Genomic DNA, 18,030 nt, shown 5'->3' with positions numbered 1-18,030 from the left:
GAGGAGACGGTGATGACGCGGCTGGTGCGCGGAGCTGACGGCCGGATGTGGACGGTGCGCAGCCAGATCGAGTGGCGCAACCCGTCGACGGAGGAGGACTTCGAGCACGACGTGAACGGCGGCCACGGCCCCGGCGTGCTGATGCTGGCGATCGTGATCGGCATGGCGGTGCTGCTGGTCGCGTGGACGCCGGCGGAGGTCGTCGTGCCGGCGTGGCTGCTCGTCGCGCTGGTCCTGGTGTTCCTGTTCTTCCCGGTGCGCTGGGCGGTGCGGCGGCCGTGGCTGGTGGCGGCGGAGTCGAAGAAGACCGAGGAGCTGCCGCCGGAGCGGTGGATCGGCTCGGTGCGCGGCTTCCTGACCGTGCGCAACGAGGTCGCGAACGTGGCCCGCAAGATCGAGATGTACTCGCTGCCCGACCTGGACGGCCCGCTGCAACCGGTCGACTGACGGCCGTCGGCGGGTGACACTGGTCGGGTGCCGGAACTGCCCGAGGTCGAGGCCCTCGCCCACCACCTGCGCGAGCACGCCGTCGGACGGCGCGTGCACCGGGTGGACGTCTCGTCGTTGCAGGTGTTGAAGACGTTCACGCCGCCGTGGACCGAGCTCCAGGGGCGCGAGGTGACCGGCGCGGGCCGGTTCGGCAAGCACCTGGACCTCGACTGCGACGGCCTGCACCTGGTGGTGCACCTCGCGCGGGCCGGGTGGCTGCGCTGGTCGGAGCACCTGTCGGCGGCGCCGCCCAAGCCCGGCCGCGGCCCGTTGGCGCTGCGCGTGCACCTGGGCCCGCCCGGTGAGGGGCCCGGGTTCGACCTGACCGAGGCGGGCACGAAGAAGGGCCTGGCCGCGTGGGTGGTGACCGACCCGGCGGACGTGCCGGGCATCGCGCGGCTCGGCCCGGACGCGCTGTCGATCACGCGCACCCAGCTCGAGGACCTGTTCGCCGGGCGCACCGAGCGGCTGAAGACCGCGCTGACCGACCAGGCGGTGCTGGCGGGCGTCGGCAACGCCTACTCCGACGAGATCATGCACACGGCCCGGCTGTCGCCGTACGCGACGGCGGGGAAGCTGCCCGCCGAGGCGTTGGACCGGCTGCACGAGGCGCTGGTCGGCGTGCTGACCGACGCGGTGGCCCGGTCGGTCGGCCAGTCCGCCGCGACCCTGAAGGGTGAGAAGCGGTCCGGGCTGCGGGTGCACGCGCGGACCGGTCTGCCCTGCCCGGTGTGCGGTGACGTGGTGCGCGAGGTCTCGTTCGCGGACAAGGCATTCCAGTACTGCCCGACGTGCCAGACGGGTGGCAAGCCGCTCGCCGACCGCCGGATGTCACGGCTGCTCAAGTAGGTCACACGGACGAGTGGCTTGGTCCGTTCGTCGGCTGAGCCGCGCCGTCGGGGGAACTCCTCCGGGGTCCGACCGACCCACTTGGAGGAGTCATGAACCAGCGCATCGCCGCCGCGTTGATCGGCGCGACCATGGGACTGGCCACGTTCGCGGGTTCGACCATCGCCGTCTCGGCCGCCGCGCCGAAGGCCGAGCAGCCGCCCCAGTTGCAGCAGGACCAGGTGTCCGAGGTGATCTGCCGGGTGCTCAAGGAGCTGGACCTGCTCGACAACCCCGCGCTCGCGGACCTGGTGAAGAACCTGAAGTGCGAGGACTCGGACAAACCCACCGAGACGACCACGTCGACGTCCACGTCGGCGTCGGAGCCGAACGAGCCCGGTCGGCGCTGACGCGGGGTGAGCGCCGAACCGGCTGCGCGACCCGAGTGATCGGGTCGCGCCCACGCTCAGTGATCATCATGAGCGTTGATCACCCGTTTGGGTAAGCACTCTGCCACGGTTGCCCGCAATTCATCGGATGTGCACGTTCCGCACGGCCCATCCCCTTGCCTATACCGCCCCCACGGCACAGCATGGACGCCGTGCGGGACCTCCTGACCGAGCGCGCTGTGCTCGGACTCATCGCGACCTTGGCCGTTCTGGGCCTCTTCGTGATGCTGTGCCGTGCCCGCCGCGTCAGCACGTCGGTCGAGGACGCCGTGATGGACATGCTGCACCGCATGTCGAAGGCGTCGGCCGACCTGCGCGAGGGCTTGACCGAGGACGCGGCGAACAAGGCGACGCCGCACCTGCGGGAGATGCTGCGGTGCGTCGCGGTCGGCATCACCGACCACGAAGGCACCCTGCTGTCCTGGGACGGCGGGGCCAACGACCACTACGAGTTCCTCCGCGCCTACATCGAGCGCGCCATCGGCGAGGGCCACAAGGAGCACGTCGAGCACCGCAAGCTGGACTGCGAGCTGCCCGGCCCGTGCTCGCTGCACAGCGCGGTGATCGTGCCGCTGGTGGTGGAGGGCGACGTCGCCGGCACGCTGATCGTGGTCAGCGGGGTGGCGAACAAGCGGCAGATCCGGATGGCGGAGGAGACCGCGCGGTTCGTCTCCACGCAGCTGGAGCTGGAGGTGCTGCAGAAGTCCCGGCAGGCGCTGGCGCAGGCCGAGGTCCGGGCGCTGCGGGCGCAGATCTCGCCGCACTTCGTCTACAACGCGCTGAACACGATCTCGTCGCTGATCCGCACGGACCCGGCGCACGCGCGGGAGCTGCTGCAGGAGTTCGCCGAGTTCACCCGCTACTCGTTCCGCACCGACGGCTTCTTCACCACGCTGGCCGACGAGCTGACCAACATCCACCGCTACCTGACCATCGAGCAGGCGCGGTACGGGTCGAGGCTGAACGTCCGGCTCAAGATCGCGCCCGAGGTGCTCCAGGTCGTGCTGCCGTTCCTGGTGCTGCAACCGCTGGTGGAGAACGCGGTCCGGCACGGGCTGGCGAAGAAGCCCGGCGGCGGCGAGCTGACCATCATCGCCGAGGACAACGGCGCGGAGGCGTTGATCTCGGTCGAGGACGACGGCGTCGGCATGGACCCGGACCGCCTCTTCGACGACCTCAAGGACGCGCACCAGACCGGCGCGCACGTCGGCCTCGGCAACATCAACCACCGGATGCGGGCGGTCTTCGGCGACGACTACGCGCTGGTCGTGGAGACCGCGCCGGAAGCCGGCATGAAGATCATCCTGAAGATCCCGAAGTACCGGCCGGGCGTGCAGACGAACCTGCCGCTGGTGCCGCCGCGACTCGAGGACACCACCGAGCAGCCCGCGGTGCGCGCCTGATCGGCCCCGGCGCGGTCAGGCGGCGGCGATCGCCAGGACGGTCACCATCATGACCGCGCACACGCTCCAGGTGATCCACATCCAGTAGACGTGCATCGCGGTCGGACCGTCGGCGTTCTTGCGACCGCGGTCGTCCCACCACTCGACGTAGCGTTCGAGCCACCGGAACGGGTTGAACGTCACCGCTCGATGTTAGCCGTGCCCGGCGGGTTTTCCGGACGCGCTCGACCGCCGTCGACCCGTAAGGTCGAGGACATGAGCGTGACGGACAAGATCGCGGCCCGGCTGCCCAGGATCGTGAGCGATCGGACCGAGCGCGGACCCGTGGTGGCCGCCGTCCGACTGCACGGCGTCATCACCCCGACGCCGACGCCGATGGCCCGCAACACCATCAGCATGCAGACCGTGGAGAGCGCGCTGACCCGCGCCTTCGAGCACGACCGGCTCGTCGCGGTCGCGCTGCTGATCAACTCGCCCGGCGGCGCGCCGACGCAGTCCGCCCTGGTCGCCGAGCGCATCCGCGAGCTGGCCGCCAAGAACAAGGTGCCCGTCCTCGCGTTCTGCGAGGACCTGGCGGCCTCCGGCGGCTACTGGCTGGCCTGCGCGGGCGACGAGATCTACGCGCACGGCACGTCCCTGGTCGGCTCGATCGGCGTGGTGAGCTCGGGTTTCGGCCTCAACGGCCTGATCGAGCGCTACGGCGTCGAGCGGCGCGTGCACACCGCCGGCGAGGCGAAGGTGCGCCTCGACCCGTTCAGCCCGGAGAAGCCCGAGGACGTCGAGTGGCTCAAGGGCCTGCAGGCGCAGCTGCACGAGCAGTTCGCCGACTGGGTGAAGGAGCGGCGCGGCGTGAAGCTCAAGGCCACCGACGACGAGCTGTTCAACGGCGAGGTGTGGACCGGGGCGAAGGCGGTCGAGCTCGGCCTGGTGGACGGCCTCGGCACGCTGCGCGGCGTCGTCGCCAAGCGCTACCCGGACGCGGAGATCGCCATCGCCGAGCCGCGCCGGCCCTTCCTCGCCCGCCTCGGACTCGCCGGCGCGACCACCCGATCGGGCGACTTCCTGGTGGAGGGGTTGGCGGCGCTGGAAGAGCGGGCGCGCTGGTCGCGATTCGGCTTGTGAGGTCACGGCCTCGCGGCCGTCCGGCAACCGGCGTAGACAGCGACCCCACCGGGTCGGCAAGATGCGCGGCACAGTGAGCACCCCAATGACCAATCGCGCGGACAGCACAGGCCTCCTCGTTCTGGCGGTGGACGACGAGGCGCCCGGTCTGAGCGAGATCAAGTTCCTGCTCGAGAGCAGCCCGCACATCCGACGTGTGCTCACGGCCTTCGACGCGGCCGAGGCACTGCGCATCCTCCGGGGTGACTACGACGTCGAGGTGATGGACCGCACCCGGGCCGGGCTGCCGCCGGTCGACGCCGTGTTCGCGGACATCAACATGCCCGGGCTCAGCGGCACGGACCTCGCGCGCGTGCTCGGCGCGTTCCGGCAGCCGCCGGCGCTGGTGTTCGTCACGGGGGTCGAGCACTCGGAGGCCGTGGTGGCGTTCGAGGTGGGCGCGCTGGACTTCGTGACCAAGCCGATCAACTCCGACCGGATCAACAAGGCGATCTCGCGCGTGGTGGACCGGGTCGCCGCGACACCGGCGGTCACGCCGGAGCCCGCGGCGGCGGAACCGCAGGACGACGAGGTGATCCCGGTCGAGCTGGGCGGCACGATCAAGCTCGTGCCGCGAGCCACCGTGCGCTACGTCGAGGCGCAGGGCGACTACGCGCGCCTGCACACCAACGACGGGGCGAGCCACCTGGTGCGCATCCCACTGGCGCAGCTGGAGGAGCGCTGGGAGAACGCCGGGTTCGTCCGCATCCACCGGTCCTTCCTGGTGGCGCTGCCGCTGGTGACCGAGCTGCGGATGACGTCGAACGGGTACGCGGTGGTGATCGGCTCCGGCGAGGGCGCGAAGGAGCTGCCGGTCAGCCGGCGGCACACGCGCGAGCTGAAGGAGAGGATCGTGCGCCCCCCCAAGAGCAGTTGGGGATGACCAAGCACTCCGGCCCTCCCGGGCAACCGGACCAGCCGCAGCCGGCCGAGCGCGACGCCTGGCTGTCGGTCTCCGCGCGCAAGAACCGCAGGCGGCGCGTGGTGCTCGCCGATCCGCGCGGTCGCGGGCGGGTGCTGCGCACGATCATCGAGCTGGAGGAGCAGACCAGCGTCGGCGAGAAGCTGATCCGCGACCTGATCCGGACCCAGCTGCGCACGGGCCTGGTGCTGGGCGGCGGCACGCTGCTGCTGCTGGCGCTGCTGCCGCTGGTGTTCTACCTGCTGCCGTGGCTGGCGGAGGTGGAGTTCCTCGGCGTGCGGCTGCCGTGGCTGCTGCTCGGCCTGCTGCCGTTCCCGCTCTGCTACGGCGTCGGCTACGCGTACCGGAGGTTCGCCGAGCGCCACGAGCAGGACTTCGTGAGTTCGGTGGACCGGTGATCGACAACCCGTGGAGCCTCGTGCTCGTCGGCGTGATGGCGTTGCTGACGTTCTCGCTGGGCTACGTGGGTTCCCGCCGGGCGAACACGACCCCGGACTTCCTGGTGGCCCGCCGCGCCGTGCCGGCCACCCGCAACGCCGCCGCGATCTCCGGCGAGTACCTGTCCGCGGCCTCGTTCCTGGGCGTGGCGGGGCTGGTCCTCAAGGACGGGATCGACGCGCTGTGGTACCCGATCGGCTTCACCGCGGGGTACCTGGCGATGATGCTGTTCGTGGCCGCGCCGCTGCGGCGGTCGGGCGCGTACACGCTGCCGGACTTCGCCGAGGCGCGGCTGGGCCCGTCGAACCTGCGCAAGGTCTGCACGTTCTTCGTGATCTGCATCGGCGTGCTGTACCTGGTGCCGCAGCTCCAGTCGGCCGGGTTGACGCTGAACACGATCACCGGCCTGCCCGCGTGGCTGGGCGGCGCGGCGGTGACCGTGATCGTGGTGGTGAACGTCCTCGGCGGCGGGATGCGCGCGATCACGCTGGTGCAGGCGTTCCAGTACTGGGGCAAGCTGTTCGCGATCGCCGCGCCGACGTTCGTGCTGTTCGCGCTGTTCCTGACCGGTCCGGGCAACGGCGCGCAGCCGGTGGACTCCTCGGGTGTGCTGCGGTTCCCCGAGGACGTCGAGGTGACCACGGTCGACCCGGTGCGGGTGCGCGTCGACGTGGCGATGGACCTGACCGCGACCGGCCGGGTGGACGGCGCGCCCGCCGACGGCCCGGTGTACTGGACGCCCGGCGAGTACGAGGTGGGCGCGGAGACGGAGCTGCGGTTCGCCGCGGGGTCCCCGGTGCCGGTGGTCGAGGGGTCGCCGACGTCGAACCACGACTGGCTGCGGCCCCAGACGGAAGGCCTGTCGGGGCTGTTCGAGACCTACTCGCTGATCTTCGCGACGTTCCTGGGCACCATGGGGCTGCCGCACGTGCTGGTGCGGTTCTACACGAACCCGGACGGGCGGGCGGCGCGGCGCACGGCGCTGCACGTGCTGTACCTGCTGGGGCTGTTCTACCTGTTCCCGACCGTGCTGGGGGTGATCTCCCGCCAGTACCTGCCGCAGCTGCTGGTCACGGGCAAGACGGACGCGGCGGTGCTGCTGCTGCCGACCACGATGCAGCCCAACCCGCTCGGCCAGGTGCTCGGCGCGGTCGTGGCGGCGGGCGCGTTCGCGGCGTTCCTGTCCACGTCGTCGGGGCTGCTCGTGTCGGTGGCCGGGGTGGTGTCCACGGACATCCTGCCGGGCAAGGTGCGCGACTTCCGGTGGGCGACGGTGCTGACCGGCGCGGTGGCGATCGGCTTGGCGCTGCTGCTGCCCCGGTCGGACGCGTCGTTGACGGTGGCGATGTCGTTCGCGTTGGCGGCGTCCACGTTCTGCCCGTTGTTGTTGTTGGGCATCTGGTGGCGCGGGCTGACGTGGGTCGGCGCGATGGCCGGTCTGCTGGTCGGCGGCGGGCTGGTGATCGGCGCGCAGGTGGCGACGGTGGTCAGCTCGTACACCGGGGGGTGGGCGCCGTCGGTGTTCTCGCAGCCGGCGCTGGTGACCGTGCCGGTGGCGTTCCTGACCATGGTGATGATCAGCAAGCTGACCGCGCGCCGCAGGCCCGACGACGTGAACCAGATCCTGCTGCGCTTCCACGCGCCGGATCCGCTGGGGTTCATGCGCGACCGCGAGTCGCAGTTCGGCGCGGCCGAGGAGAAGGCGCGCGCGGCGGACCGCGGGCACGGCGACGGCGGGCCGTCGTCTTCCTGAATCGGTGTGAAACGGCTCACACTCGCGTTTGAGGAGCCGGGTCCGGGTCAGTCCTGCGGGAAGGCCCGTCGCCCGCCCGGTCCCGCGATGACCTGCGGCGGATCCGGTCGGCCGGAAAGCCTGTCGCCGAGAGTAGAGATAAGTCTCGATCGGGTGAAGATAAAGACACCGATCCGGCTATCGGTGACTTCGATCACCCGAGTGGCAGTTCGGCTCAGAGTTACTACCGCTCATCGCATCACTCGACTGTTGAGCGCAAGGTCACACAAAAGGTCTTTCAGGCGTGAGCCAGGTCTCCCTACGGTGCACGGCGTATCAGGAACGCACCAGGAGGACTTACGTGCCGTTCACACCGTCGTCAAGTACGCGAGGAGGGGACCGTGAGCACCTCTGAGCAGCACACCCCCGACACCCAGGGCAACCACAACTGGGTGGACGTGCAGAACAGCCCCGACTTCCGCGAGCTGCGGCGGCGGCTGCGCAGTTTCGTCTTCCCCATGGCCGGTCTCTTCCTGGCCTGGTACCTGCTGTACGTCCTGCTCGCCGACTACGCCCACGGGTTCATGTCGACGAAGGTCATCGGCAACATCAACTGGGGCCTGATCCTCGGTCTGCTCCAGTTCGTGTCGACGTTCCTCATCACGACGCTCTACGTGCGGCACGCGAACAAGAACCTCGACCCCATGGCGGAGAAGCTCCGCAACGAGCTCGAAGGGGGTCAAGCGTGAACGGCAACGCCCTGCTCAACATCGGCATCTTCGGCGTCTTCGTCGCGGCAACCCTGGTCGTCGTCATCCGGGCCAGCCGCAACACCAAGACGGCCGCCGACTACCTCGCCGCGGGCCGTGCCTTCACCGGCCCCCAGAACGGCATCGCCATCGCGGGCGACTACCTGTCCGCCGCGTCGTTCCTCGGCATCGCGGGCGCCATCGCGGTCAACGGCTACGACGGCTTCCTCTACTCCATCGGCTTCCTGGTGGCGTGGCTCATCGCGTTGTTGCTGGTCGCGGAGCTGCTGCGGAACACCGGCAAGTTCACCATGGGCGACGTGCTCGCGTTCCGGATGCGGCAGCGCCCCATCCGCGCGGCGGCGGCCACCTCCACGATGGCCGTGTCGTTCTTCTACCTGCTGGCCCAGATGGCGGGCGCCGGCGGTCTCGTCGCGCTCCTGCTGGGCATCACCGGCAAGGGCGGCCAGGCCGTCGTCATCGCCGTGGTCGGCGCGCTGATGATCGCCTACGTGCTCATCGGCGGCATGAAGGGCACCACCTGGGTGCAGATCATCAAGGCCGTGCTGCTCATCGCGGGCGCCGGCGTGATGACCGTCTGGGTGATGGGCAAGTACGGCTTCAACCTGTCGAACCTGCTCGGCTCGGTGTCCGACAAGCTGCTCGGCCCGGGTCTGCAGTACGGCAAGACGGAGACCAGCAAGCTCGACTTCATCTCGCTGGCCCTCGCGCTGGTGCTCGGCACGGCCGGCCTGCCGCACATCCTGATGCGCTTCTACACGGTCCCGACCGCGAAGGAAGCCCGCCGCTCCGTGGTGTGGGCGATCTGGCTGATCGGCATCTTCTACCTGCTCACGCTGGTGCTCGGCTACGGCGCGGCGGCCCTCGTGGGCTCCGACAAGATCACCAAGGCGCCCGGTGGCGTGAACTCGGCGGCGCCGCTGCTGGCCGAAGCCCTCGGCGGTCCGATCCTGCTCGGCCTGATCGCCGCGGTCGCGTTCGCCACGATCCTCGCCGTGGTCGCCGGTCTGACGATCACCGCGTCGGCGTCGTTCGCGCACGACATCTACGCCAACATCATCAAGAAGGGCAAGCTGGAGGACAAGGAGGCGGAGGTCCGGGTCGCGCGGATCACCGCGGTCGTCATCGGCATCGTGGCGATCCTCGGCGGCATCCTGGCCAACGGCCAGAACATCGCCTTCCTGGTGGCGCTCGCGTTCGCGGTGGCGGCCTCGGCGAACCTGCCGACGATCCTCTACTCGCTGTTCTGGAAGCGCTTCAACACCGCGGGCGCCCTGTGGAGCATCTACGGCGGCCTCGGCATCACGGTGCTGCTGATCGTGTTCTCGCCGGTGGTGTCCGGCAAGCCGGTCAACCCGGCGACCGGCAAGAGCGCGTCGATGCTGCAGGGCGTCGACTTCCACTGGTTCCCGCTCGACAACCCCGGCCTGGTGTCGATCCCGCTGTCGTTCCTGCTGGGCTACCTGGGCACGGTGCTGTCGAAGGAGAACAACAAGGAGAAGTACGCGGAGATGGAGGTGCGCGCCCTCACCGGCGTCGGCGCCGAGAAGGCGACCGCCCACTAGATGATTGATTCCAAGGGGTACGCACCTGGAGACGTGGGGCGAGGGTGTCGATGTACGGGTTGTGACGACCGACATTGACACCCTCGCGACCGCACTCTACGTCAGAACCGACGACCTGCTGAAGGCCGCGCCGCACCTTGCGCCGTGGCGTCCGAGAGTCGGCATGCAGCCCAGACTGACCGATGCGGAGCTGGTCACCCTGGCGGTGATGCAGGCACTGCTCGGGTTCACCAGCGAGGCCCGCTGGTTACGCCACGCCCGCGCCCACCTGGGCCACCTGTTCCGCTACCTGCCCCACCAACCCGGCTACAACAAGCGGCTGCGCAAGTCCTCCGACCTGGTCACAGCGGTCATCCGGCTGTTGGCGGTCGACACCACGCTGTGGACCGACGACGTGTGGGTGGCCGATTCGACCCCGGTGGAATGCGGACGATCCCGGGAGACCACGCGGCGCTCGGACCTGGCCGGCTGGGCCGAGTACGGCTACTGCGCCTCGCACTCCCGCTTTTTCTGGGGCCTGCGGCTGCACCTGGTCTGCACCCTCGGCGGGCTGCCGGTCGCCTTCGCGTTGACCGGCGCGAAGGCCGATGAGCGCACCACCCTGCTCGGCATTCTCGACGCCGACCCCGCGCTGGCGGCGGAGCGTCCCGGGCAGGTCCTGATCGCCGACCGGCAGTACTACGGCCGCGACTTCGAACACGACCTGGCCGACACCGGAGTCCGATTGCTGCGCCCGGCCCGCAAGGGCGAGGCCGAACGGCCTGGCGCAGCCTTGTTCAAACCCCTGCGTCAGACCATCGAGTCGATCAACCAGACCTTCAAGGCCCAACTCGACCTCGAACGACACGGCGGACGCACACCAGCAGGGGTCGCCGTCCGCGTCCTGCAACGCATCCTCGCCCTGACCGCCGCCATCTGGCACAACGACCACACAGGCCGACCAGTCAAACGCTCCCTGACCGCCTATGACCACTAACCCTTGGAATCAATCATCTAGTCGCCGCCCGCCCCGGGCCCACGCCGGCCGTCATCCCTTCGGGGAGGGCGGCCGGCGTGCTCCTTATCCCCGGTTCATGGCGGCCGTGGCAGCATGGTCGCGTGACCGTTCCCAGCGTTGAAGTGTCCGAGGTGCCGGCGGAGCTGCCGGAGGGCAAGGTCCTGCTCGACGTGCGCGAAGCCGACGAGTGGGCGGCGGGCCACGCCCCGGGCGCCCTGCACATCCCGATGAGCGAGCTGGCGGGCAGGCTCGACGCCCTCCCGGCCGACTCCGAGTTCTACGTCGTGTGCCGCGCCGGCGGCCGATCCGCGCGGGTCACGCAGTACCTGAACGCCAACGGCTGGGAGGCGACGAACGTCGACGGCGGCATGCAGGTGTGGGCCGCGTCCGGCCGACCGCTGGTCGGCGAGGTCGACGGCGCGGAGCCCGAGGTCATCTGACATGGCGCTGCGACCGATGCGGGTGGACTGGGTGGCGAGCCCGCCACCCGGCGCCTACCCGCACCGTCGCCAGGGCGGGCCGCGCCGGGGCTACACCGGCCCGCCGTCGTACCCGGTCCCGCCGCGCTGGGGCTTCCCGCTGCTGGCGTGGCGCTGGCCCACGTCCGTGGCCATGGACGACGACCGGCCCACCGACTCGATCGACCACGCCCAGCGGCTGGCGCGCACGGCGTCCCACGCCCTGGGCCTGGCCGCGTTGACGGCGGTGTGGGCGGCGGGCAGCGAGCTGTGGCGCTACGTGCTGTTGCTGCTCAGCCGCTACGGCGCGATGTCGGAGACCACGGTGGGCGTGTCGGACGCCATGGTCGTGGCGTCGTCGGTGGTGACGGTCGTGGCGTCCGCGGTCGCCCTGGTCTTCACGCTGCTGTGGCTGCGCCGGGCCCGCGACGCGGCCGCCTCGGAGGCCGGTTACGGCCCGTCGAGGTCCGACCGCGAGGTGCTGATCGGCTTGGTGGTCCCCGGCGTGAACCTGGTGGTGCCGGGTTCGGTCCTGGCGGAGCTGGAGCACGCGGCGCTGCGCGAGCCCGCCACCTCCCGCCCGGCGCCGTCCAAGCTGATCCGCTGGTGGTGGGGCCTGTGGGCGGGCACCGGCTTGTTCGTCGCGTTCACCGTGCTCTGGGGCTTCCGCTCCAGCGTGCAGGCCATGGCGGACGGCGTGCTGTTCCACGCGGTCGCCGACCTGCTGGCCGCCTCGGTGGCCGTCCTGACCGCCGTGGTGGTCCGCCGGATCACCACCCTGCTGCTGCCGGTGGACGCCGGCGCGATCCGCCGGATGAGGGTCGTGGACGTCAAGGACGCCCCGACCCCCGTCCTGCGCTCGATCCGCTCCTCGGGCTCGCCGCGCTGACCCACCCGGGCACGACCACCCAACCCGGTGGTCATGCGGTCCTGTCCTCGTGGTCGGGTTCCTCGTACTCCCAGACGAGCGCGAGGGAGACGCGCCTGCCGTAGCGCTTGAGGGCTGACTCGGCGGACGTGTGCTGCCCGATGAACGTCCGACCGGTCTCGGGATCGCGCCGGTAGACGATCGCGTCCGACCGGTCCTCGTCCACGATTTCCATGCCCCAGGCGAAGACCCGGCTGCGGTCGGTCGTGTCCACCAGGCTGAAGAGGTTCGCTTCCACGCCGACGACTGTGCGGCCGGGAGATCCGCCCGATGCGGTGACGTGCGGCGGGAATCCCGCTTTCGCGCGTCCCGCCGGATCATGCTGCCCTGTGCCCACTCCGCCACCGTTCCGCCGCCGTCGGCTGGGGCGCAAGCTCACCCGGATGCGGACCCAGGCCAAGCTCACCCTCGAGGAAGCGGCCAAAGCCCTCTACCGGACCAAGTCCACCCTGCACCGGCTGGAGAAGGGCGAGACCGTCCTCGACGTCCACCTCGCCAAGTCGATGATGGACCTCTATGACCAGTACGACCCCGAACTCCTCGATCAGGCCCTGCGCGCCCGCGAGCCCGGCTGGTGGACCACCCACGGCATCGAGAACCAGGGCTACATCGACGTCGAGACCGAGGCGTCCGACGTGCGCGACCTGTCGCCGCTGATCATCCCGGGCCTGCTCCAGACGACCGGCTACATGCGCGCGATGTTCGAGGCGCACCGGCTCAAGCGGACCAGGCGGTGGCTGGAGAACGACATCAGGGTCCGGCAAATCAGGCAGGAGCGGCTGACCCAGCCCGACGAACCACTGCACCTGCACGCGATCCTCGATGAAGCCGCCCTCCGCAAGGTGGTCGGCAGCCGGGAGGTCATGCGCGAACAGCTGAGGCACCTGCTCGAGCTGGCGAAGCGACCGAACGTGACGATCCAGCTGGTGTCGAGCGGGCAAGGCGTGGTCGACGGCATGGCGACGGCGTTCACGCTGCTGGGCTTCGCCGGACCCGACGAGCCCGAGGTCCTGTACATCGAGTACCTGACCGGAGCGCTGCACATCGAGGAGGAACGGCAGCTCCAGGAGGCTAGACTGACGTTCGGCTTCGCGGCCTCCCAGGCGTTGGGCCCGGAGGATTCGGTGGTCTTGATCGAACGGGTTCTGGCCGAGTGAAAGAGGCGGTGGCGGTGTCCACAGGGGACCTCTCCGGCGTGACGTGGCGCAAGAGCAGCCGGAGCAACGGTGCCAGCAACGCGAACTGCGTCGAGGTGGCGTTCACGGGTCCGGCGGTGGCGGTCCGGGACTCGAAGAACCCGGAGGCCGCAACGCTGGCGTTCCCGGCCGTTCAGTGGTCGTTCTTCCTCCGGCACTTGGGGGCCTGACCGACCGCGTGCCACCGTGGACCCATGCGGGCACTCGCGGTGGCACTGGTCCTGACCCTGCTGACCTCCGGCGTGGCGAACGCGGGCGGTGGGCGGAAGTTCGACCTCCAGGCCCACCGGGGCGGGATCGGGCTGACGGTCGAGAGCACCCTGGCGGCGTTCGGCAAGGCGCTCGAAGTGGGCGTCACGACGCTGGAGCTGGACGTGCAGATCACCAAGGACGGCCGTGAGGTCGTCACGCACGACCGCAGGACCAACCCGGCCAAGTGCGTCGACACCGCGCCCGCCGTGCCCGGCGACCCGGCGTTCCCGTACGCGGGCAAGTACGTGAAGGACCTGACGTTCGCGCAGGTCCGGACGCTGGACTGCGGGTCGCGGCGGTGGGCGCAGTACCCGGAGCAGGAGCTGTCGCCGGGTGCGCGGATGCCGACGCTGGCCGAGGTCTTCGCCCTGGCCCGCCGCTACCGCGCGTTCGACGTGAAGTTCAACATCGAGACCAAGGTCGAAGCCGCCGCGCCGCACGAGACCGCGCCGCGCGAGCAGTTCGTCGAGGTCACGGCCCGCGAGATCCGCAGGTCCGGCTTCTACCGCAACGTCACGGTCCAGTCGTTCGACTGGGGTGCGCTGATGCTGTGGCGGCAGGCCGAGCCGCGCATCCCGCTGGTCGCGCTGACCCAGCCGGAGTTCCTGCGCCCCGGCTCACCGTGGACGGGCGGCCTGGAGCTGGCGGACTTCGGCGGCAGCGTGGTCGAGGCCGTGAAGAGCTTCGGCGCGTCCGCCCTCTCCCCGGTGCACGGCAACCCGCAGAACGGCCGCGTCGACGACCCCGACTACGTCCCGTTCACGACGGAAGCCCTGGTCGACGAGGCGCACGCGCACGACCTGAAGGTCGTCCCGTGGACCGTGAACGACCCGGCCACCATGCACAAGCTGATCGACGACGGCGTGGACGGCCTGATCACCGACTACCCGGACCGCCTGCGCACCGTGCTCGCCGACCGCGGCCTCAAGCTGCCGAGGAAGCACACGATCAGGCGGTGACCCGGGAGTCGGTGAGCGGCAGGTCGTGCAGGCCCCGGATGACGAACTCGGCGCGGCGGCGCGGTTCGGCGGCCAGGGTGGCGGTCGGCAGCTTGCGGGCCAGGGAGGACAGCGCGGCTTGGACCTCGATGCGGGCCAGCGGTGCGCCCAGGCAGTAGTGGATGCCCATGCCGAAGCCCAGGTGCGGATTGGGGTTGCGGGTGATGTCGAAGGTGTCCGGGTCGGTGAAGACCTCGGGGTCGCGGGCCGCCGCGCCCAGCAGCGCGGCGATCTTCTGACCCGGCTCGAGCCGGTGCCCGGCGATGGTGACCGGCTCGGTGGCGGTGCGTTCGAACAGTTGCAGCGGCGAGTCGTAGCGGATCAGCTCCTCGACCGCGGTGGGCAGCAGAGCGTGGTCGTCCACCAGGCGACGCCACTCGTGCGGGTGGTTCATCAGGGCTTGGACGCCGTTGCCGATGACGTTGACCGTGGCCTCGTGGCCCGCCATGAGCAGCAGCACGGCGGTCGCCACCAGCTCGTCCTCGGTCAGCTTCGCGCCGTCGGTGTCGGTGACCGCCACCAGGTCGGACACCAGGTCGTCACCCGGCGACACGCGCCGCAGCGCGATCAGCTCCCGCAGGTAGGCGACGAACTCCCCGGCCGCGTGCTCGGCCACCGCCTGCTTGTCCGCGGCCAGGTCGTACTCGTACATCTTCACGATCGCGTTGGACCACGGTTGCAGCAGCGGGCGGTCGCCGGCGGGCACGCCCAGCAGCTCGGCGATCACCTCGACCGGCAGCGGCGCGGCGACGTGGGACAGCAGGTCGGCCTGCCCCTCCGAGGTGATCTCGGCGACCAGCTCGTCCACCAGGCGGTCGGCGAGGTCGGTGATCCACGGCCGCAGCCGCTCCACGTGACCGCGGCCGAACGCGGCGGCCACCAGCCTGCGCAGCCGGCTGTGCGTGGGCGGCTCGTTCTCCAGCAGCGAGTTGCGGTGCAGCAGGTTGAACGACGTGAACCGGTCGACGGGCTTCACGTCGGTCCAGAGGCGGCCGAGCGACCGGTGCTTGAGCACGGCCGACGCCGCCGCGTGCGACACCGCCACGGCGACGCCCATGTCCTCGTGCCAGTGCACCCCGCCCTCCGCGCGCATCGCCGCGAACGCGGGGTACGGGTCCGCGATGAAAGCCGGGTCGTGCTGGTCGAAGGAGGCCACGGTGACGGACGGTAGGTCTTGAGCGCCACTCGCGTCCATCGGAGTGTGGTTGTTGTGTCAAACATTCAGCGATCTGTGACATGCAGTAGTCGAGTTGACCGCGCACGTGCACCGCTAGCAGCATCCTCGTCGTGTCACCTGAAGTCGTCGCCCACCGCGGCGCGTCCACCCTCCGGCCCGAGCACACCCTCGCCGCCTACGAGCTCGCCCTGCGGCAGGGCGCCGACGGCCTGGAGTGCGACGTGCGGCTCACCAAGGACGGCCACCTCGTCTGCGTGCACGACCGCAGGATCGACCGCACCAGCGGCGGCGTCGGCGAGGTGAGCGCGATGACGCTCGACGAGCTGCGCCGCCACGACTTCGGCAGCTGGCACGGCGGCGAGCCCGCCGAGGTGCTCACCCTGGACGCCCTGCTCGGCCTCGCCGCCGACCACGGCAAGCGGCTGTTCGTCGAGACCAAGCACCCCGTCCGGTTCGGGGGCCTGGTCGAGCGCAGGCTCGCCGAGGAGCTGGGCCGGCACCGGGTCGACGCGGTGATGATGTCGTTCTCCGTCTTCGCCGTGCACCGGTTCAAGAAGCTCAAGCCCGAGGTGCCCACGGTCCTGCTCTACGACCGGCTGTGGCCGAGGACCAAGCCCCACTTCGCCGACTACGCCGGACCGGGCGTTCACCTGCTCAGACGTCACCCGGACCGGGGACAGGGCGTCTACACGTGGACGGTGGACGACCCGGCCGACATCGCGTTGTGCCGCGAGCGCGGCGTCCGGTTCGTCGCCACCAACAACCCGGAGGAGACGCGCGGTCGGCTTGCGGATAACTTGACGCCCGACCAGCCCTGAGACCGAGGAGGCGCGCGGTGGCGAAGCGGACAGCCGTGAAGGACAAGCCGGCGGACGGCGTCAACCCGCGGCAGCCGTGCCCGTGCGGCTCCGGCAAGCGCTACAAGGCCTGCCACGGTTCGGCCGGCGGCGCGGCGGACGTGATCGTCTCCCGCCCGTTCCAGGGCCTGGCCGCCGAGGCGGAGCTGATCGCGCTGCGCGAGTTCGTGCCCTCGGCGATGGCGAAGCTGCCGCTGAAGGCCGACGGTCAGGCGGCCGGCTCCGGCCGCGAGATCACGCTGGCCACCGTGCTGCCGATGGCGGCGGCGGGCCTGGTCCGCGCGGACGGCACCGCGTTCGTCGGCCTGCAGGTGCAGACCCGGTCCGGCGACCTCAGCCGCGACCTGGCCCGCGCCGTGCAGTGGGCGCTGACCGCGAAGACCGGTGACGCCCTCGCGGTCGTCGGCCCGGACGACGGCTCCAACCCCGGCCGCCTGCAGGACCTGCTCGACGTCGACGCGACGTTGACCCCCGAGCTGCACACCGACTTCGCGTGGTGGCTGCCGCCGGACAACGAGCCGGCCGGCGAGGTCGCCCTGTCCCTGGAGCGCGCCAACGCCGCGATCCTGCCCACCGAGCGCCTCGACGCGCCCGGCGTGGCCGCCGCCTACTGGGTGGACGCGGGCGACAAGGCGCACCTGCGCTGGGTCCGCCCCGAGCCGGAGGAGACGCTGCTCGCGGCGCTCGCCCGGCTGACCGTGCGCGGCGAGCTGGACCTGGGCGAGGGCTCCCGGTACGCCGGTTCGTTCCGCGCGCACGGCCTGCTGGTCCCGGTGTGGGACCTGGACCGCGAGCTGCACTCCAGCGAGTGGGCGCCGGGCGCGGAAGCGTTGGGCAAGCGTTTGCAGGATGCCCTGACCAGCCTTGACGCCGAACCGCTGACCGAGGCGGAGCGGCGGGCGCGCGACGGTCTGCGGGGACGGCAGATCACCCTGCGCTGAACCTGTCCACAGGTATCCCCAGCTTTGTCCACAGGTTCCTGTGGACAACTCAGGAGGCGGCGTGATCCTGCGGATCAGTTCGAAGGCGGACTGGCGGCGGGCCCGCGAGGACGGCGCGATCCCGCTCGACCTCGACGGGTTCGTGCACTGCTCGGACCCGGGCACGGTGCACCTGCCGGCCAACCGCCTGTACCCGAACCGGCACGACCTCGTGCTGCTGGTGATCGACCCCGGTGGACTGCCCGTGCTGTGGGAGCCGGGCGAGACCGAGGACGGCCCGTGGTTCCCGCACGTCTACGGGCCGATCCCGGCCGACTCCGTGGTGGCCGTGCACGAGTTCACGCCGGACGCCGACGGCGCCTTCCGGCCGTTGCCCGTTTTGTGACCTAGCACCGGGGCAACCGACAGCCCCTCTCGAACGTGTCCTCTCCGGCGGTGGCCGAGGGGCCACCGCCGGAGGGGGTTCCGA

At 70.7% G+C, this 18,030-nt stretch carries 22 protein-coding genes; 19 read left to right on the top strand and 3 right to left on the bottom strand.

Annotated elements, in window-relative coordinates; translation table 11 throughout:
* The first annotated feature begins 12 nt into the window (after nt 1–12).
* From EDD40_RS22940 to EDD40_RS22925, 4 genes are all read left to right on the top strand, one after another.
* Nucleotides 13–447, top strand: coding sequence for a DUF983 domain-containing protein (locus tag EDD40_RS22940; RefSeq protein ID WP_123744769.1), 435 nt, complete (start codon nt 13–15; stop codon nt 445–447).
* A gap of 27 nt (nt 448–474) precedes the next feature.
* Entirely contained in the window at nt 475–1,338 is an 864-nt protein-coding gene (locus EDD40_RS22935) for an Fpg/Nei family DNA glycosylase (protein WP_123744768.1), read from the top strand.
* A 92-nt stretch (nt 1,339–1,430) separates the two neighbouring features.
* A complete protein-coding gene (locus EDD40_RS22930) occupies nt 1,431–1,727 on the top strand; it encodes a hypothetical protein (RefSeq protein WP_123744767.1) in 297 nt (98 codons plus the stop codon).
* 182 nt (nt 1,728–1,909) lie between these two features.
* A complete protein-coding gene (locus tag EDD40_RS22925; protein WP_123744766.1) occupies nt 1,910–3,169 on the top strand; it encodes a histidine kinase in 1,260 nt (419 codons plus the stop codon).
* A 15-nt stretch (nt 3,170–3,184) separates the two neighbouring features.
* Here the strand turns inward: EDD40_RS22925 and EDD40_RS41850 are convergent, their stop codons facing one another.
* Nucleotides 3,185–3,352 (bottom strand): hypothetical protein, encoded by a 168-nt coding sequence (locus EDD40_RS41850; RefSeq protein WP_170185171.1) that lies wholly within the window; start codon nt 3,350–3,352, stop codon nt 3,185–3,187.
* Between the two features lie 72 nt (nt 3,353–3,424).
* On the opposite strand from EDD40_RS41850, the gene EDD40_RS22920 reads away from it, so the two are divergent.
* From EDD40_RS22920 to EDD40_RS22880, 9 genes are all read left to right on the top strand, one after another.
* Nucleotides 3,425–4,291, top strand: coding sequence for a S49 family peptidase (locus EDD40_RS22920; RefSeq protein WP_123744765.1), 867 nt, complete (start codon nt 3,425–3,427; stop codon nt 4,289–4,291).
* Nucleotides 4,292–4,376: 85 nt separating this feature from the next.
* On the top strand, nt 4,377–5,213 hold the full coding sequence (locus EDD40_RS22915) for a LytR/AlgR family response regulator transcription factor (protein WP_123744764.1): 837 nt from the start codon (nt 4,377–4,379) through the stop codon (nt 5,211–5,213).
* Nucleotides 5,210–5,650, top strand: a complete 441-nt coding sequence (locus EDD40_RS22910) for a hypothetical protein (protein ID WP_123744763.1) — start codon at nt 5,210–5,212, stop codon at nt 5,648–5,650. Before EDD40_RS22915 ends, EDD40_RS22910 begins: the two co-directional genes overlap by 4 nt.
* A gap of 35 nt (nt 5,651–5,685) precedes the next feature.
* Complete coding sequence (locus EDD40_RS22905; protein ID WP_425471347.1) at nt 5,686–7,443, top strand: sodium/solute symporter; 1,758 nt, start codon at nt 5,686–5,688, stop codon at nt 7,441–7,443.
* A gap of 380 nt (nt 7,444–7,823) precedes the next feature.
* Nucleotides 7,824–8,171: a DUF485 domain-containing protein gene (locus EDD40_RS22900; RefSeq protein WP_123744761.1), complete on the top strand. Its 348-nt coding sequence runs from the start codon at nt 7,824–7,826 to the stop codon at nt 8,169–8,171.
* Nucleotides 8,168–9,757: a solute symporter family protein gene (locus tag EDD40_RS22895; protein WP_123744760.1), complete on the top strand. Its 1,590-nt coding sequence runs from the start codon at nt 8,168–8,170 to the stop codon at nt 9,755–9,757. Before EDD40_RS22900 ends, EDD40_RS22895 begins: the two co-directional genes overlap by 4 nt.
* 61 nt (nt 9,758–9,818) lie before the next feature.
* Complete coding sequence (locus tag EDD40_RS22890) at nt 9,819–10,733, top strand: IS982 family transposase (RefSeq protein WP_123744759.1); 915 nt, start codon at nt 9,819–9,821, stop codon at nt 10,731–10,733.
* A 122-nt stretch (nt 10,734–10,855) separates the two neighbouring features.
* The gene (locus tag EDD40_RS22885; RefSeq protein ID WP_123744758.1) at nt 10,856–11,194 is read left to right on the top strand and encodes a rhodanese-like domain-containing protein; all 339 of its coding nucleotides are present in this window, start codon (nt 10,856–10,858) and stop codon (nt 11,192–11,194) included.
* Nucleotide 11,195: 1 nt separating this feature from the next.
* A complete protein-coding gene (locus EDD40_RS22880; RefSeq protein ID WP_123744757.1) occupies nt 11,196–12,101 on the top strand; it encodes a DUF4328 domain-containing protein in 906 nt (301 codons plus the stop codon).
* Between the two features lie 31 nt (nt 12,102–12,132).
* On the opposite strand, the gene EDD40_RS22875 is transcribed toward EDD40_RS22880, so the two are convergent.
* Complete coding sequence (locus EDD40_RS22875) at nt 12,133–12,378, bottom strand: hypothetical protein (RefSeq protein ID WP_170184864.1); 246 nt, start codon at nt 12,376–12,378, stop codon at nt 12,133–12,135.
* A 91-nt stretch (nt 12,379–12,469) separates the two neighbouring features.
* On the opposite strand from EDD40_RS22875, the gene EDD40_RS22870 reads away from it, so the two are divergent.
* From EDD40_RS22870 to EDD40_RS22860, 3 genes are read left to right on the top strand one after another with little or no spacing between them, the layout of a single operon-like run.
* Nucleotides 12,470–13,297: a helix-turn-helix domain-containing protein gene (locus EDD40_RS22870; RefSeq protein WP_246037773.1), complete on the top strand. Its 828-nt coding sequence runs from the start codon at nt 12,470–12,472 to the stop codon at nt 13,295–13,297.
* Nucleotides 13,298–13,311: 14 nt separating this feature from the next.
* A complete protein-coding gene (locus tag EDD40_RS22865; protein ID WP_123748214.1) occupies nt 13,312–13,506 on the top strand; it encodes a DUF397 domain-containing protein in 195 nt (64 codons plus the stop codon).
* Nucleotides 13,507–13,530: 24 nt separating this feature from the next.
* Nucleotides 13,531–14,547 carry a glycerophosphodiester phosphodiesterase gene (locus tag EDD40_RS22860; RefSeq protein ID WP_123744754.1) on the top strand — a complete coding sequence of 339 codons (1,017 nt, stop codon included), beginning with the start codon at nt 13,531–13,533 and terminating at the stop codon, nt 14,545–14,547.
* Here EDD40_RS22860 and EDD40_RS22855 read toward each other — a convergent pair.
* Entirely contained in the window at nt 14,537–15,781 is a 1,245-nt protein-coding gene (locus EDD40_RS22855) for a cytochrome P450 (protein WP_123744753.1), read from the bottom strand. The genes EDD40_RS22860 and EDD40_RS22855 overlap by 11 nt on opposite strands.
* Nucleotides 15,782–15,873: 92 nt before the next feature.
* Between EDD40_RS22855 and EDD40_RS22850 the strand changes: the two genes are divergently transcribed.
* The 3 genes from EDD40_RS22850 to EDD40_RS22840 all read left to right on the top strand — a co-directional run bounded on the left by EDD40_RS22850 (nt 15,874) and on the right by EDD40_RS22840 (nt 17,946).
* Complete coding sequence (locus EDD40_RS22850; protein WP_211348230.1) at nt 15,874–16,581, top strand: glycerophosphodiester phosphodiesterase family protein; 708 nt, start codon at nt 15,874–15,876, stop codon at nt 16,579–16,581.
* A 17-nt stretch (nt 16,582–16,598) separates the two neighbouring features.
* Nucleotides 16,599–17,561 carry a DUF5926 family protein gene (locus EDD40_RS22845; RefSeq protein ID WP_123744751.1) on the top strand — a complete coding sequence of 321 codons (963 nt, stop codon included), beginning with the start codon at nt 16,599–16,601 and terminating at the stop codon, nt 17,559–17,561.
* Between the two features lie 61 nt (nt 17,562–17,622).
* Nucleotides 17,623–17,946 carry a DUF952 domain-containing protein gene (locus tag EDD40_RS22840; RefSeq protein ID WP_123744750.1) on the top strand — a complete coding sequence of 108 codons (324 nt, stop codon included), beginning with the start codon at nt 17,623–17,625 and terminating at the stop codon, nt 17,944–17,946.
* The last annotated feature ends 84 nt before the right edge of the window (nt 17,947–18,030 follow it).

This window comes from Saccharothrix texasensis (assembly GCF_003752005.1).
In the GTDB taxonomy this organism is placed as follows: domain Bacteria; phylum Actinomycetota; class Actinomycetes; order Mycobacteriales; family Pseudonocardiaceae; genus Actinosynnema; species Actinosynnema texasense.
The sequence above is the reverse complement of the archived record's forward strand: the minus strand, read 5'-3'. Positions and strand labels throughout refer to the sequence as shown.

What these genes read in the sequence shown, in the direction of transcription:
- EDD40_RS22940 (WP_123744769.1), top strand. Translation starts at nt 13, where the DNA reads ATGACGCGGCTGGTGCGCGGAGCTGACGGCCGGATGTGGACGGTGCGC.
- EDD40_RS22930 (WP_123744767.1), top strand. Translation starts at nt 1,431, where the DNA reads ATGAACCAGCGCATCGCCGCCGCGTTGATCGGCGCGACCATGGGACTG.
- EDD40_RS22925 (WP_123744766.1), top strand. Translation starts at nt 1,910, where the DNA reads ATGGACGCCGTGCGGGACCTCCTGACCGAGCGCGCTGTGCTCGGACTC.
- EDD40_RS22920 (WP_123744765.1), top strand. Translation starts at nt 3,425, where the DNA reads ATGAGCGTGACGGACAAGATCGCGGCCCGGCTGCCCAGGATCGTGAGC.
- EDD40_RS22915 (WP_123744764.1), top strand. Translation starts at nt 4,377, where the DNA reads ATGACCAATCGCGCGGACAGCACAGGCCTCCTCGTTCTGGCGGTGGAC.
- EDD40_RS22910 (WP_123744763.1), top strand. Translation starts at nt 5,210, where the DNA reads ATGACCAAGCACTCCGGCCCTCCCGGGCAACCGGACCAGCCGCAGCCG.
- EDD40_RS22905 (WP_425471347.1), top strand. Translation starts at nt 5,686, where the DNA reads ATGGCGTTGCTGACGTTCTCGCTGGGCTACGTGGGTTCCCGCCGGGCG.
- EDD40_RS22880 (WP_123744757.1), top strand. Translation starts at nt 11,196, where the DNA reads ATGGCGCTGCGACCGATGCGGGTGGACTGGGTGGCGAGCCCGCCACCC.
- EDD40_RS22860 (WP_123744754.1), top strand. Translation starts at nt 13,531, where the DNA reads ATGCGGGCACTCGCGGTGGCACTGGTCCTGACCCTGCTGACCTCCGGC.
- EDD40_RS22855 (WP_123744753.1), bottom strand. Translation starts at nt 15,781, where the DNA reads ATGGACGCGAGTGGCGCTCAAGACCTACCGTCCGTCACCGTGGCCTCC.